Below are 14,623 nucleotides of genomic sequence, written 5' to 3'. Positions count from 1 at the left end.
TGGATTGCATTCCCTCACCCCCTAGCCCCCTCTCCCGCCCGCGAGGCGAGGGGGAAATGCTCGAATAGTATACCCCATGGGTTGGGGGTGAGGGACGAGAGCAATGGTTGTTAATCTAATAAACCATCACCGATAAGCTTTTAGCTCAGCGGAAGGTAGCGACCAGCATTGTTCACAGCGGAAATTCCGCCACCAAGCCAGAAAGGAACGCTCATGCGTGCATTATTTGTTCTCAATCCTGGAATAGGTCATTTAAACCCCATGTTGCCAGTCGCGCAAATTTTGCAAGAGGCTGGCCATGATCTTGCCTTTGCTACATCGCCGAAGATGTTACCAAGCATCAATGCCAAAGGGTTTAACACCTTCGCTGCTGGCTTAAACTGGCTTTCCTCCGAAATGGATCAAACGTTTCCTGAAATTTTCGAGCTACCATTTGCCGAGCAAGGCCAGGCAATTTTGGGCAGCATTTTTGCCGATGCTGCTGCTCACCCCATGGTTGCCGATTTGCTGAATATTTGCCAAACATGGCAACCAGATCTGATTGTGCGCAACGATTTTGAGTTTGGCAGTTGTGTGGCCGCCGAAATTTTGGGCATTCCCCAAGCGACAATCAGCATCAGCTATTTTCTTTCGGCCAATGCCCTCGAATCATTGATAGGCGAAGAATTAGCCTATTTGCGCAGCACCTATGGCCTTGCACCCTATCCAACCATGGATATGCTCTATCCAGCGTTATATTTAGCCTTCGCCCCGCAATCGTTCCAGCCCAAGGAAATTCCAACCATGGAATCGTTACGGCCATTGCGCTTTACGCGGTTTAGCGATGGCGATTTACCAGCGTGGGTCAGCCAACTACCAGATCGACCAACCGTTTATGCCTCGATGAGTTCAGTTTTCGATACGCCAACAATCTTCCCAATGATTCTTGAGGCCTTGCGCGATGAGCCGATTAACCTGATTTTGACCGTCGGAACCAAGCAAGATCCGGCGCAGTTTGGCCCCCAACCTGCGAATGTGTACATTGAGCAATACATTCCTCAAGCATTGCTGTTTCCCTATTGCGATTTATTTATAACGCACTGTCCATTTGCCACAATCATGGCGGCAATCAGCCATGGCATGCCATTGCTGATGATTCCAGTTGCAGGTGAAGAGCCTGCTGGAGCCATGCGAGCCGCCGAGCTTGGTTTAGGCAAAGTCTTACGCTTGCCCAACCAACCCAAGGAATTTTTCGACCAATGGGTTCCAGAATTTTCGGTTGAGTCGATTCGGGCTAGCGTGCGTGAGCTGCTACAAACCGCCCGTTATCGCAACAATGCCCAACGTTTTCAAGCCGAAATTCAAGCCCTACCTGGCCCTGAGCGCGTAATAGAGCTATTAACTAATCTGGCACACAAAAAAGGCTAGGTTTGCGCTGCGAACCACAGAATCCATAGTTCATCGGTAGATGGTTGACCACCACATAATGCCCTTGAGGGGGTGCAGGGGGATTAAAGCCCCCTGCGTCTTCCGCCTTGAGGCGGGACGGAAGGGGGGTGAACAACCTACCCTTCCACGGAGAGAGACTAGTGGGTGAGGAGCATTAATCATTCTAATACAACCAACCATTTTACAAGGGAGATTATCAACCAATGGCGAACGAAGCAGCCCAGCTTTACCTTGATCTATTGAAGCGTTGTATTATGGGCTTGGTTTATGAAGACCAGCCATTACGCAATATTGTCTATGAGCCATTTAGCATCAATGCACCCTACACTGGCCCCTACAGCACCTTTGACCGTGAAAAACGGCTTAACGGCCACGAATGGCCCAGCCAAGCTCATACCATGCTCAGCATGCATCGGCTTAATAATATTCAAAGCTTGGTCACCGATATTCTCGAAAAGCAAATCCCAGGCGATTTGATCGAAACCGGAGTATGGCGCGGCGGGGCGACGATCTTTATGCGTGGCATTCTCAAAGCGTACAATTGCAATGACCGCACGGTTTGGGTTGCCGATTCCTTTCAAGGCTTTCCCAAAAACGAAGAAGAAGGCCTGCTCGGCGAAACCGAATCGCCTGGCTTGCCTCAAGATCAGCATGGGCCGCCACCCAAGCCCATCCAAGATATTCTCGATCTACTTTGGAAAGGCACATCTTACGAGGATGTACGCCAACATTTCGAGCAATACGGCCTGCTTGACGACCAAGTTAAGTTCCTCAAGGGCTGGTTTTGCCATACCCTGCATCAAGCTCCAATCGATAATTTAGCGCTTTTACGGCTTGATGGCGATTTATATGATTCAACCTACGATGCCTTAGAAGCTTTGTATCCCAAAGTTTCTCAAGGTGGCTATGTGATTGTTGATGATTATGCAACCTTTGAAGAGTGCTACAACGCCGTGCATGATTATCTTGAATCAATTGGCGCAGAAGTGACCATGCAGCCAATTGATGAAGACTCAGTTTTTTGGCAAAAGCTGTAGTGTGGCTGGTTTGTCAATCAACCTGAGAAGCCTTAGTGTGAAGGAGTCCAAGTGAACACCCGATTTTTAGGCATCCCCTCGGTGGTTTGGTCGATGTTGGCGTTAGTGATTGCGGCAATCTTCGTGTATGTCTGGCCAAGTGACAAAGTGCCAGGCGATACCACCAGCATTCGCTATTTGATTTTGCGTTGGGGCCATACCCTAGTTTGGGTCTTGATTGCAGGCTTTATCTTTTTACGTAGTGTCGGAGCCTCAACCTTGGCCAGCTTGCTAGCCGCCCTAGCAGGCATCACCTATCTAGCCTTTATCGCAACCCTCGTCATGAACTAATTAACCAAACTCAGGCATACAAAAACGGCCCAACCAAATTACTGGTTGGGCCGTTTTGCTAATTTAGATCGTAATAGCGAGCTATACTTAATCTTCCAAAAATGAAATTAGGCTTCCTTGGGCATCGTACAACGACGCATCATCTTTTTCGCTATTACTCCAAATTGGCCCTGATGCCTGAGAATTAATCGTGCGAGTTTCGCCAGCGGCCAAGCTGCCACCCAAGGTTGCATGCAACTGATTGCCGCGAATGCTACAGATTTTCCAGCCATCAATTGCCACTGGGGCATTGCTCAGATTCTGAATCACAACAGTTTCAGCGCGTTTATCGACACTGACAATTTTCACTGGGAAATTGCTCGCGACGGTTGGATCAGCTTGACAATTATTAAATGATGGTGGTGGCGGTGCAGGCGTAGGCGTTACGATTGGGGCCGGGGTTGGAGTCGGTTGGGGTTGAGGTATATTCCAGCGATTGGTATACACTTCTTTGCCCAACAAGCCCAACAACACCTTAAATTGATCAGGATTGTTAGGATGCCACTCAAGCCGTGCACGCTCGAACCATTGGGTTTGCACCGTATCACCATTAGCGTTGGTTTCTAAGTTAACGCCAGTCAAGGGCAAACCAAACAATTGTAACGAACGGGCATAGTTATCCAAGCCAGGAATTTTGAGGCCATGCGATTGCCAGTAGCTTTTGAAACCAAGCCCATTAGCTTGATCACACACATTATGGCCAGTTTCTTCAAACCACAAACAACCTGCTTGTGGCCCAGCCTCGCGCGGGGCAATGCCGCGCCCAAGTTGCTGCAAGCGCTCTTTGCCCAATAAACCCAACAGCACCTCATAGGCCGTACCAGCATTCTCAGGGTGCACTTCAAAACGATTACGTTCAAGCCACTGAGTATGGTAGCTCATGCCAGTATCGGGGTTTGCTTCAGCTTTAGCAGCAGCAACTGGGTAGCCAAAGACTGGCAGGCCACCATTATCTTCCCAATAATCGCTGAATGGCTCTTCCAAACAATAGGGGTTGCTCACTTCGACAAAGCACAAATTATGAGCAGCAGCAGTTCGCGGCCAGAAACCAACAAGCAGCAACAGCCAAATCCAACGGCGCATAGTAGATCCTCGGCTAAAAAACTCCGTTGCTAGTATACCAAACCTCGGGCTTTTGCAGCGGTTAAATACAGCAGGCCTGCTGATCGATATGATCAACAGGCCTGTGGTTGGTGCCGAGGGCGGGAGTCGAACCCGCACCCCCTTGCGAGGAGAGATGTTTAAGATCTCGGCTGGCAAGGAATAGACTTTTTTGGTTAGCAAGCGACGGTAAATCCATTTTAACCAATGGGAATGTACGTTCCCATCGCTCATACCCATGAGATCCTACGTTCCCATGCCATGGGAATGTACGTTCCCATGCATCCTTTAAAGAGATCTACCAGATATAGGTTAACCTCCTATATCGTAGTTAACTAAATTAGAAAGGAAAATTTTGCAAAAAGCGAGAAGGTGGAGGAGGAGGTTTTTTTGATTTTGATTTTTATGGAGTGACCAACTAATGAACGAATATCGTGGAATAACCAAGCTTATGAGGAGGAGGAAGGATCGCCCCCCAGTTCCGCGCGGCCCCCCAAAAAAGAGTATTGACAATATAGTATAAAGTAGTATAATAATATACAAGTAATAAAAAGCCCGCAGCGATGAATCAGATCGCAACGGGCATAGTCACAGAAAGTTAGAGGCTTTCAATGACCACCACGAATTATACCAAACAAATCGACTATGATCGCGCTACCAAAGATTTTTCAATCAAAGTCAATGGTGAATTAATTGGCTACGCTGGTTCCTACTCGGAAGCTGAATCAAAAGCCAATGAGTATGTCTACAATCTCCTCGCTCGCACCCCAAACAGTATCAACGAAGCCGAAGAAATGACCGAAGCAACCCCAGCTGCCGAAGCTCCAGCCGCCGCGATTACCCGCGAGCGCGTTGCTGAAGCTGCCGACTATGCCTACGAGATTGCTCCAGAATGGAGTGGGGCAGTAACCAAGGCACTCGATGAGTTAGCCAAAGGCCAATGGATGTTCACCAGCAGCGTGGTAGTCATTCGCTCAGCAACCCGCAACAAGCAATATCGGTTGGTGAGTGGTGAGCCGTGCCAATGCGAGGCCGCACGCCGTGGCTTGCGCTGCTGGCACAAAGCCGCAGCTGGGTTGTTGCGCCGCGCGGCTCGTGTAGCATAGTTAGTAATAGCGAGGTAATGATTATGGCAAAGTTTATCGTCCAAGCAATCTACCGCGATTATCCGATCGCGGTAGAGGTCGAAAATTTTGACGACCTAAATAAAATCATAGATCGACTCGATGGCATCGGCGCAGTGCCGCCAACCAAGGGCCATTCTGAGGCGGCTCAAATCGAACAAGAGCGGGCTGCACCCGTTTGCCCATACCACGGAGCCATGAAACCGTCTACCAAAGTCCCAGGCACGTTCTATTGTGTCGCGAAAATGGGCGATGGTAGTTACTGTAAATCTAAGACCGATGCTCAAGGGCGACTGGTAGATGGGGCAAAATAGTTAGTGCCGAGCAACATATATAATGTTATACTACATATAACATTATATATGTTGTATATGATGTTAGCACTAACGAAAGGGGGTTTATGTAATGGCAAAGCCAAAGAAAAAACTAGTACATCTCAGTCTAACTGATGATACATCAGACCGTTTACGGCAAATCAAGTCGATTATAGCGCTGAAGCACACCGACGATCGTATCACCGTTGACGACGTTCAAAACATTCTAATTGACGCTTATCTCGACCGCTATCCTGAATTTCAGCAATATTTAAAAAACGAAGCGCTAGCGACGAACCAAACTCGTAGCTAGCGCAGGCCTCACCGCTATCGTGAGGCAGTCCGAGGGCTGAACCGTTAGCAACGGCCCATCGTCGGCCAAAGACGAGAGAGGCGGCGTGAGCAACCAGTGATGCGCCAACATTGCTGGTTGAGAACCGCCAAGGTACAGCACCCGCACCTTACCAACTGAATAGCAAAATGCTTGGTGCAAAGTACCCCGATAGCCCCGTTCACATAGGAGTGAACGCGGCCACATCGGTTGTTGGTGCCGAGGGCGGGAGTCGAACCCGCACCCCCTTGCGAGGAGAGATGTTTAAGACCTCAGCGTCTGCCATTCCGCCACCTCGGCGCAACGAGCGGTATTATAGCGCATATTAGATTTTTTGGCAAATTAGTTGGTCATTTATTGATATAATATATCAGTAAAATTAATTAGGATGAGGTACTGGCATGAGCCTTGAGCATGGGATCTATACACTACGTGAAGCCACCACCGCCGATTTAGCAGGCGCACGCCAGTTGATGTTACGCACATTTGAGCAAGATTTTGGCTATGGCTATATCGCCAAATGGCATACCGATGTTGATAATTTAGCCGAAGCCTATTTGGATAACCCTCGCCAAGTCTTGTTTGTAGCGGTCGTTCGCGCAACCAACGAGGTTGTTGGAACCTGCGCCGTGCGAACTGGCGGCCCTAAGCCACCCTACAAACCAGAATGGCTGGTTGAGCGTTATAGCACTGCCACAACCGCCCAACTTGTGCGGGTCTATGTTGATCAAGCCCATCGTCGGGCTGGCTTGGCTCGCCGTTTGGTCAGCCTAACCCGCGATTGGATTTTGCAGGAAGGCACATATCGTACAATTTATTTGCATACTAACCCCGCAATTGCTGGAGCTGAGCAATTTTGGCGTTCGCTCCCAACCATTGAAATCTATGATGATCGGCCTGATCAGGGCGAATTTCAAAATATCCACTTTGAAATGGATCATACAACGCCAATTATTTAATCATCAAGCGCGATTAATTCGCTTTCAGCATAGGTTAATTCACGAATAGCCGCCGCACATTCTTGCCAGCGATCTTGAGGCAATGCCAGCATCAAGGTAATATCGCTGGCAAAATCTTCACTTTCAATCACTGGATCAAAGGTATTCAGCAAACGCCGCAATAATTCGTATTGATTGTAATTAATCGTCACCATACCAGTACGACGAATGACTTGCTCTTTGGTTGGTAAATGATTGAGGGCTTTTTGTAAGGTTCCGCTATAAGCCCGAACCAAGCCGCCACTACCTAATTTGATTCCGCCAAAATAGCGGGTTACGACTGCTGCAATATCGCCAATGCCACTGCCCTGCAACACTTGCAACATCGGGCGACCAGCTGTGCCAGCAGGCTCGCCATCATCGGATGAGCCAATGTCGGCTTGGGGACCAAGCCCAATTTGAAACGCCCAACAATTATGGGTTGCATCAGGATAACGCGCGACAATCGTGGCAATTGCTTGTTTGGCTTCAGCTACGCTTGGCGCATGCACAACCGTCGCAATAAAGCGCGAATGTTTGATATCTTGTTCAAATTCATGCTCAGCCGCCGGAATTTGATAACGAGTTGGAGTCATCGAATTAACCTACTAAATTAATTGACGTTCATAGGCAATTGCTACAGCTTCGGTGCGATTGTGCGCCCCAAGCTTTTGAAAAATACTATTCAGGTGGAATTTAACTGTGCGTTCGGTAATATTCAGTTGGTAGGCGATTTGCTTATTAGCAAAGCCTTGGACTAAATGCTGTAATACTTCGTGCTCACGCGGGGTTAATTCAACCAAGGTTGTATCGCGCTGCACTTGGCGCAACAATTTCGAGGCAATCAAAGGGTGCAAGGTCGAGCCACCAGCGTGAATCAAGCGAATCGCCGCAAATAATTCATCGCGTGGAGCACCTTTGAGCAAGTAGCCCTGAGCACCAGCCCGTACCGCTCCAATAATTCGTTCATCGGTGTCAAAAGCGGTAAACACCAATACTCGTAGGTTGGTTGCCGCCAAATCAAGTCGCTCAAGCACCGCCACCCCATCGAGATCAGGCAACTCAAGGTCGAGTAACACCAAATCAGGTTGCAATTGCTGACATACTTCGACGGCTTGCAAGCCAGCGCTAGCCTCGCCAACTACAGCAAAATCAGCTTGGGTGCTGAGAATTGCCACCAAGCCCTCGCGTACCACCGGATGATCATCAACCACCAAAATGCGGATCATTTGGAACTCCCCAGTGGCACAACAATACAAACCTCAGTCCCTGCGCCAAGGGTACTTTTGATTTCAAGGCTGCCGCTCAGCAACCGAGTACGCTCATTCATGCCAATCAGGCCAAAATGTTGGGGCTTGGGCAAGGTTGGGTCAAAGCCACAGCCATCGTCATGCACGCAAATTTCAATCTGGGTCGGCGTAGCATGATATTCAATCACCACAGCGCTAGCTTGGGCATGCTGCCGCACATTATTCAAGGCTTCTTGCACAATCCGCAACAAGCCAACTTCAATCCGCAAGGGCAACGGCTGCAACGCACCAATCGTTTGGATATCAAAGCTAAATCGATCATGCTCATGCTTCAAAGTTGCCAAGGCTTCAACCAAACTACGGCCTTCGAGCGGAGCCGCCCGTAGATCAAGCACCGAACGCCGCGCCTCGTCAAGATTATAGCGCGTCCATTGCAAGGCTTGCTGAATTTTAGCCCGCCCACGTTCGATTGCCCCAATTTCAAACAGAGCATCGGCGGTTTCAAGTTGCAACAATACCGCAGTCAAGCCTTGGGCTAAGGTATCGTGAATTTCGCGGGCGATGCGGTTACGCTCCTCAACTGCACCCAAGCTCAGCGAGCGCTCAAAGAGGCGGGTACGTTCAATCGCCATGCTCAGCAAATCGCCGACCGTGTGCAACAAGCGCAAATCATCAGCGCTCAACTCACACCAATCGGGGCTAGCCACATTAAAAACTCCCAGCTTGCGACCATGGGCCATCAACGGAATCGACGAATGAAAACGCACCTCAGTGCCTTGCGGCACATGGCGCAAACGCGTGCAACGAATCACGCTAATGTTGGCAGCGCGTTCCAAATCATCATCGCGAAAACGCTCCAAGCAATAACAATCGTCTTCTAAGGCTTGGGGGTGGCACAACACAGGCGGCAGATGATAGGCAGCGGCTAAATAATGGGTCATTTGATCATCGCGCAACAGCCAAACCCAACCTGTGTGCAACTCCAACAACTCAGCCACCAATTCCAAAACGGTTTGCAAAGCCTGATCAAGCTGAGTGCTCCGATTCAAGGCCTCGGCAATTTGGTTCAAAATCATCAATTCATGGTTTCGACGAGCCAAAACCGCTGGATCATTGCTCATTATCAACACCTTTTTGGCCAATTTCACCAAATGGCTAAATATCCATGCCAAATTTGCCACAGTTGTGGCTCTACTCTAGCAACCATTTTAGTGCGAGTTCAAGGATATGAGCAACTATTTTATCTCAGTTAAAGAATTACCTTCCAGCGAGCAGCCGCGTGAACGCCTGCGCGACTTTGGGCCACAAGCGCTATCTGATGCTGAAATTTTGGCAATTTTGCTGCGGGTTGGGGTGCAAGGCATGAACGTGATTCAGCTAGCTCAATTATTGCTGCGTGAGCATGGCGGCTGGCATGGCCTGCAAAAAATCGAATTCAGCGATTTATGTCGAGTACGAGGCATGGGCGAAGCCAAGGCCGCTCATATCAAAGCAGCCCTCGAAATTGGGCGGCGATTATTGCTGGCAGCGCCCAATCAGCCACTGCAAATCACCTCGCCAGCCGATGTGGTGGGATTATTGCAAGTTGAAATGAGCCATCTGGATAAGGAGCATCTGCGGGTGGTGATTCTCAACACCAAAAACCATGTGCTGAAAATTGAAAACGTGACAATTGGCTCGTTAAATAGCGCTAGCGTGCGGATTGCCGAGGTTTTTCGTGAACCAATTAAGCTCAATGCGGCGGCAATTATTGTGGTGCATAATCATCCCAGCGGCGACCCAACGCCCTCGCCCGACGATATTTTGGTGACCAAACAACTGATTCAGGCTGGGCAACTGCTCGATATTGACGTGCTTGACCATTTGGTGATCGGTCAAGCACGTTGGGTCAGCATGCGCGAACGGCGGTTGGCATGGTTATAAAGCTATTCCGCCGCATTCAAATTCGATAACGTATGGCCCATGCGTTCGCGCTTGGTGCGCAGATAGGCTTGGTTTTCAGTGTTAGGGTCGGTTTCCAAGGGCAATTGTTCAACCACATGCAAACCATAGCCTTCAAAACCAATGATCTTTTTGGGATTATTGGTCAGCAAGCGTAAATCGCGCAGACCCAAATCGGCCAGCATTTGCGCTCCCAAGCCATAATCGCGTAAATCAGCAGGGAACCCTAAACGCTCGTTGGCTTCAACCGTATCCAAACCTTGATCTTGCAGCATATAGGCGCGAATTTTGTTGGTCAGGCCAATTCCACGGCCTTCTTGGCGCAAATAAAGCAACACGCCACGGCCTTCTTGGGCAATCCGTTGCATGGCTTTTTCAAGCTGTGGGCCACAATCGCAGCGTAATGAGCCAAAGGCATCGCCAGTTAAACATTCGGAGTGCACTCGCACCAACACTGGCTCATCGGTTGAAATATCGCCCATAATCAAGGCCACTGCTTCCTTGGCTTGCAGATCAGGCGTGTCGATTTTGCTTTCATATGAGACGATTTGAAATTCGCCATAAGCCGTTGGTAAACGAGCTTCGGCAGTGCGCGTGACTAAAAATTCACGTTCGCGACGAAAGCGAATCAACTGCTCGACGCTGATAATTTTGAGATCATGCTTTTCGGCGAAAATCTCAAGGTCGGGCATCCGAGCCATGGTGCCATCGTCGTTCATAATTTCGCAAATCACGCCCGCTGGATACAAGCCTGCCAAACGTGACATATCAACCGAGGCCTCGGTTTGGCCAACCCGCCGCAATACGCCACCCTCGGCAGCACGTAAAGGAAACACATGGCCAGGCCGCGAAATATCGCTGGGCTTGGAGTTTGGATTGATCACGGTTTGGATGGTATGCGCTCGATCATAGGCTGAAATTCCAGTAGTTACGCCTTGAGCAGCCTCGATCGATACCGTGAAATTTGTGCCAAACTTGGAGTTATTCGAGGTCACCATCATTGGAATTTCCAACTCATCGAGGCGCTGACCAGTAATGGCTAAACAGATCAGCCCACGGCCTTCTTTGGCCATAAAATTAATTGCCTGTGGCGTAACAAACTGGGCAGCACACGCGAGATCACCCTCGTTTTCGCGATCTTCATCGTCTACGATGATCACCATTTTTCCGGCTGCATAATCTTGCAGTGCTTCTTCGATGCTTGCCAACGGCATAGATTCCACTCCTTTGTGACAATGAGAACGCTCATTGTTTGGTACATACCCACAACCACCGATGACTCATCGGGGTCGGTTCAGTCAGCACGAAACAATCGTACACGGCCTCTATTGTAAACCCGTTTGCCTGTAAAAGTTGCTCTAATGTGGCTTGGCTATAGCCGCGTTCGGCATGTTGCTCGCTAAATCGTTCAAAGAGGCCATCACTGCGCTGGGCAAAACCAGTTAATTGCAACCACGAAATACAACGTTCTGGCTCAAATTCTGAATGCATGATATGAACGTAGCCATCACGCTCATCAACTTCGACTGGCTGCCAGATATGCTCTAGAAAATAGGGCGTGTTGATATCGAAAATCCAGCGTCCGCCAGTTTCTAGTGCTGCCGCAACGCATGCAAAGGTTGCATTCAAATCAGCTTCTTCGAGCAAATAATTGAGGCTATCATAAAAACAGGTGACCAATTGGACTGGCTGGCTCACCTGCCAATCGCGCATATCGGCACGGCGAAAACGAATTGAGCGTTGTTGGGTCAGATCGCCACGAGCTTTGCGTTGCGCGACCCGCAGCATCTCACGCGAGGCATCAATCCCCAACACATCCCAGCCTAAATCGGCGTGTAATAAAGCCAACGTTCCTGTGCCACAGGCTAAATCGATCATCGAACGGCCAGGTACAGGATGACGCTCCAGCACCCGCTGCAAATAATCAAACATCAGGACGCTAAAATGGAGTTGCCCGTCATCATAGTAACGGGCATAATCGTTGTACATCATTGAACTATTCCAACTAATTTCGAGCGCCGCTTATTCGGCTAGCAACTTGCGGTCAAAACGCACAATATTTTCAACATACTTGGCCAAAATATCAACTTCGATATTGACCGTATCGCCAATCTGCTGCTGGCCGATAATCGCCCAAGCCTGAGTATGAGCAATAATCGCCAAGCCAAAGCTATCATCGGTGGTGCGCGTGATCGTCAGGCTCGTGCCATCAACAGCGATAAAGCCTTTTTCGACGATATAGCGCATCAAGGCCGAAGCCACCCGAATCGTGATCGCTTTGGATTCGCCATCGGGTTCGATCGCTATAATTTCGCCAGTGCCATCGACGTGGCCTTGCACATAATGGCCGCCCATGCGTCGCCCAGCCGCCAAAGCTCGTTCCAAATTGACCGAACTGCCAACCTTAAGTTCTCCCAAATTGGTGCGGCGCAAGGTTTCGGGAGCCAAACCAACCTCGAACCAATCGGTTTCAAAGGCGGTTACGGTCAAACAAACCCCATTGACCGCAATGCTATCGCCTAATTGAGCATCACTGGTCGCCAGTTTACAGCCAATCCGCAGCGTATTATCGCGCTCTAGGCCCGTATTTGCGACCAAAATCGTGCCAATTTCTTCAACAATCCCAGTAAACATGGCAATTTTCCTTAACGAGGGGCTAGGGATCAGGGGTCAGATTCGTGTTCCCCATGCCTCATAGAACAGCTCCTGATCCCTAGCCCCTAGCCCCTGACCCCTAGCCCAACACACTATCCAACAAGGCGGCGTTGGTTTTTTCGGCTTCGTTGAGCGTATCGTTGGCTTTGCGCAATTCTTCGCCAAGTTGCTCCATTTGAGCACGAATTTCATCAAAGCTTTTCGAATGCAAAATAATATCGGTTATGCGTACTTCAAGGCTTTGTTGTTCGTGCATAAACGAAAGCATTGCATCAATTTCGCCAATGACGGTTTGGAACATATCGATTTTACCAGTTAGCACGTGTAAAATATATTCTTCGATTGTGCCACGCAAAATCAAGGTATAAATTTCAACTGGTCGTTCCTGACCGTAGCGATGCACCCGCCCGATTCGTTGCTCAATCCGCATTGGATTCCATGGTAAGTCATAATTAACCAGGCGATGACAGAATTGTAAGTTAAGACCTTGGCCGCCACTTTCGGTTGATAAAAAGACTTGAGCTTTGCCATCACGGAAGCGTTCAACAGCATTGCGTTTTTGCATGCCACTCAGACCACCGTGAAAGAGCACCGATTCAACTCCGTGATCAACCAAGAAATCGCGCAAGAATTCTAAAGTTGCCACAAACTCGGTATACACGATGATTTTGCTATCATCGTTTTTGACAATTTTGAGCAATGAGCGAGCTTTGGATGGAATTTGCATCTCATCGACAATTTTGAGCAAACGTTCTAATTCACCATTATCAGCAGCATCCATCTTGCCCAAACGCGCCGACATCGCCCCACGTAAGGTATGCCCAACCGCCCGAGGACTCGAAGTCATTTCCTTGAGCAAGGTCATCAGCACCAACACCAATTTCGAAACCACAACTTTGCCATCGATGCTTTGCAAAACAATATCACCTTCAACATAACGTTGATAGATATGCTTGCAGAAACGTACCATGGCATCGTGAAAATCGTGCTCATCATCAGTCAATTCAATCTCATAATGATGAATCAGGCGTGGTGGTAATTCAGTCAGAGTATTTGAACGGCGATTACGAATCATCACTTCATTCAGCAAAGCACGTAAATGTTCAACATTGCGGGCATGTCGCCGATCTTCCATAAACAATTTTTGAAATTGACGTGGCCCTTTGAGATGGCCAGGTCGTGCAACCGTAATCAAATTATATAATTCGCGCAGTTCATTTTGAACTGGCGTTGCTGAGAGCAACAAACAATGCTTACGATTTAAATTGAAAACAAATTTATAACGCCCAGTACGGTGATTTTTGAGCATATGACATTCATCAATTACCAACATATCCCAAGTACGGTCGGTCAAAGCTTTACGATAGGCTCCTTTAGCGCGATCAATCGAGCCAACCACCAAAGGATATTGGGCAATATCACTATCATCGCCTAAACGATGAAAATTCATGCCAAATTTATCGTGCATTTCTTCGAGCCATTGCTCAGAGAGTGGCGCAGGGGTCAAAATTAAACACGTGCGAATCATTTCGCGCAAGTGATATTCTTTGATGATCAAGCCTGCTTCGATCGTCTTACCCAAGCCAACTTCATCGGCCAAAATCGCGTTGCCATGCATTTCGCCCAAAACTCGCCGCACAGCCCGTAATTGATATTCTTTAGCATCAATCGCCGCGTATTCGAGCGAAAGTAGGTGATCAAAACCACCTTTGAGGGTATAGTGTTCGGCCTGCTCGCGCACAGACCAACGATCAGCTGGGGTAACGTGGCCACTCAGCAAGCGAGCACGTTCGCCATCGGTTGGCGGGCGAAAGCGCAATTCGCCCAAAATTGGCGGCAAGGCTTGCAAACGGGGCGGCGCAGCTACCGGAATTTGCGGACGAGTTACCCGAGTATTGGGCGTTAAAGCCGATTCAAAATCAGCTCGAATCAAATGCTCATCTAACTCAAAGCCTAAGTGCAAGAGATCAGCTTCAACTTCCGGCTGATCAATCTCAGGCAGTGCTTGCACAAGCTGCTCAAGCTCAAAGGTTGGCTCAGGCAGGCTGGCCAGAATCTCAAGATAACGCTGGCGACGTAATTCATCCATTGGTAAA

The 14,623-nt window shown here is 48.9% G+C and carries 16 protein-coding genes and 1 tRNA gene; 8 read left to right on the top strand and 9 right to left on the bottom strand.

Going from position 1 to position 14,623, the window contains the following annotated elements:
• Window positions 1–213 precede the first annotated feature (213 nt).
• The 3 genes from ABEB26_RS13090 (at window position 214) to ABEB26_RS13080 (ending at window position 2,795) form a co-directional block, all read left to right on the top strand.
• Window positions 214–1,407: a glycosyltransferase gene (locus ABEB26_RS13090; protein ID WP_345722466.1), complete on the top strand. Its 1,194-nt coding sequence runs from the start codon at window positions 214–216 to the stop codon at window positions 1,405–1,407.
• A 224-nt stretch (window positions 1,408–1,631) separates the two neighbouring features.
• On the top strand, window positions 1,632–2,465 hold the full coding sequence (locus ABEB26_RS13085; RefSeq protein WP_345722465.1) for a TylF/MycF family methyltransferase: 834 nt from the start codon (window positions 1,632–1,634) through the stop codon (window positions 2,463–2,465).
• Window positions 2,466–2,516: 51 nt separating this feature from the next.
• Window positions 2,517–2,795, top strand: a complete 279-nt coding sequence (locus ABEB26_RS13080; protein ID WP_345722464.1) for a hypothetical protein — start codon at window positions 2,517–2,519, stop codon at window positions 2,793–2,795.
• A gap of 87 nt (window positions 2,796–2,882) precedes the next feature.
• Here ABEB26_RS13080 and ABEB26_RS13075 read toward each other — a convergent pair whose 3' ends face one another.
• Window positions 2,883–3,917, bottom strand: a complete 1,035-nt coding sequence (locus tag ABEB26_RS13075; protein ID WP_345722463.1) for a lamin tail domain-containing protein — start codon at window positions 3,915–3,917, stop codon at window positions 2,883–2,885.
• A gap of 629 nt (window positions 3,918–4,546) precedes the next feature.
• Here ABEB26_RS13075 and ABEB26_RS13070 point away from each other — a divergent pair.
• The 3 genes from ABEB26_RS13070 (at window position 4,547) to ABEB26_RS13060 (ending at window position 5,686) form a co-directional block, all read left to right on the top strand.
• Entirely contained in the window at window positions 4,547–5,041 is a 495-nt protein-coding gene (locus tag ABEB26_RS13070) for a hypothetical protein (RefSeq protein WP_345722462.1), read from the top strand.
• Window positions 5,042–5,064: 23 nt separating this feature from the next.
• Window positions 5,065–5,373: a hypothetical protein gene (locus ABEB26_RS13065; RefSeq protein WP_345722461.1), complete on the top strand. Its 309-nt coding sequence runs from the start codon at window positions 5,065–5,067 to the stop codon at window positions 5,371–5,373.
• 91 nt (window positions 5,374–5,464) lie between these two features.
• Entirely contained in the window at window positions 5,465–5,686 is a 222-nt protein-coding gene (locus ABEB26_RS13060) for a hypothetical protein (RefSeq protein ID WP_345722460.1), read from the top strand.
• A gap of 232 nt (window positions 5,687–5,918) precedes the next feature.
• On the opposite strand, the gene ABEB26_RS13055 is transcribed toward ABEB26_RS13060, so the two are convergent.
• Window positions 5,919–6,004, bottom strand: a tRNA-Leu gene (locus ABEB26_RS13055).
• A gap of 101 nt (window positions 6,005–6,105) precedes the next feature.
• On the opposite strand from ABEB26_RS13055, the gene ABEB26_RS13050 reads away from it, so the two are divergent.
• Complete coding sequence (locus ABEB26_RS13050; protein ID WP_345722459.1) at window positions 6,106–6,663, top strand: GNAT family N-acetyltransferase; 558 nt, start codon at window positions 6,106–6,108, stop codon at window positions 6,661–6,663.
• On the opposite strand, the gene ABEB26_RS13045 is transcribed toward ABEB26_RS13050, so the two are convergent.
• The 3 genes from ABEB26_RS13045 to ABEB26_RS13035 are packed head-to-tail and all read right to left on the bottom strand — an operon-like array spanning window position 6,660 to window position 9,052.
• Window positions 6,660–7,277, bottom strand: a complete 618-nt coding sequence (locus tag ABEB26_RS13045; protein WP_345722458.1) for a YigZ family protein — start codon at window positions 7,275–7,277, stop codon at window positions 6,660–6,662. The genes ABEB26_RS13050 and ABEB26_RS13045 overlap by 4 nt on opposite strands.
• A 12-nt stretch (window positions 7,278–7,289) precedes the next feature.
• Window positions 7,290–7,910, bottom strand: a complete 621-nt coding sequence (locus ABEB26_RS13040; RefSeq protein WP_345722457.1) for a response regulator — start codon at window positions 7,908–7,910, stop codon at window positions 7,290–7,292.
• Window positions 7,907–9,052 carry a GAF domain-containing sensor histidine kinase gene (locus ABEB26_RS13035; RefSeq protein ID WP_345722456.1) on the bottom strand — a complete coding sequence of 382 codons (1,146 nt, stop codon included), beginning with the start codon at window positions 9,050–9,052 and terminating at the stop codon, window positions 7,907–7,909. The genes ABEB26_RS13040 and ABEB26_RS13035 overlap by 4 nt, the downstream gene beginning before the upstream one ends.
• A gap of 106 nt (window positions 9,053–9,158) precedes the next feature.
• On the opposite strand from ABEB26_RS13035, the gene radC reads away from it, so the two are divergent.
• Window positions 9,159–9,854 (top strand): RadC family protein, encoded by a 696-nt coding sequence (gene radC / locus ABEB26_RS13030; protein WP_345722455.1) that lies wholly within the window; start codon window positions 9,159–9,161, stop codon window positions 9,852–9,854.
• A 2-nt stretch (window positions 9,855–9,856) separates the two neighbouring features.
• On the opposite strand, the gene ABEB26_RS13025 is transcribed toward radC, so the two are convergent.
• From ABEB26_RS13025 to ABEB26_RS13010, 4 genes are all read right to left on the bottom strand, one after another.
• On the bottom strand, window positions 9,857–11,086 hold the full coding sequence (locus tag ABEB26_RS13025; RefSeq protein ID WP_345722454.1) for a bifunctional 3,4-dihydroxy-2-butanone-4-phosphate synthase/GTP cyclohydrolase II: 1,230 nt from the start codon (window positions 11,084–11,086) through the stop codon (window positions 9,857–9,859).
• A gap of 31 nt (window positions 11,087–11,117) precedes the next feature.
• A complete protein-coding gene (locus ABEB26_RS13020) occupies window positions 11,118–11,864 on the bottom strand; it encodes a class I SAM-dependent DNA methyltransferase (RefSeq protein ID WP_345722453.1) in 747 nt (248 codons plus the stop codon).
• A gap of 30 nt (window positions 11,865–11,894) precedes the next feature.
• Window positions 11,895–12,506 (bottom strand): riboflavin synthase, encoded by a 612-nt coding sequence (locus ABEB26_RS13015; RefSeq protein WP_345722452.1) that lies wholly within the window; start codon window positions 12,504–12,506, stop codon window positions 11,895–11,897.
• Between the two features lie 100 nt (window positions 12,507–12,606).
• Entirely contained in the window at window positions 12,607–14,616 is a 2,010-nt protein-coding gene (locus tag ABEB26_RS13010) for a DEAD/DEAH box helicase (protein WP_345722451.1), read from the bottom strand.
• Window positions 14,617–14,623: the final 7 nt, after the last annotated feature.

The sequence above is a fragment of the Herpetosiphon gulosus genome, from assembly GCF_039545135.1.
In the GTDB taxonomy this organism is placed as follows: domain Bacteria; phylum Chloroflexota; class Chloroflexia; order Chloroflexales; family Herpetosiphonaceae; genus Herpetosiphon; species Herpetosiphon gulosus.
This window is presented reverse-complemented; position numbering and strand designations above follow the sequence as displayed.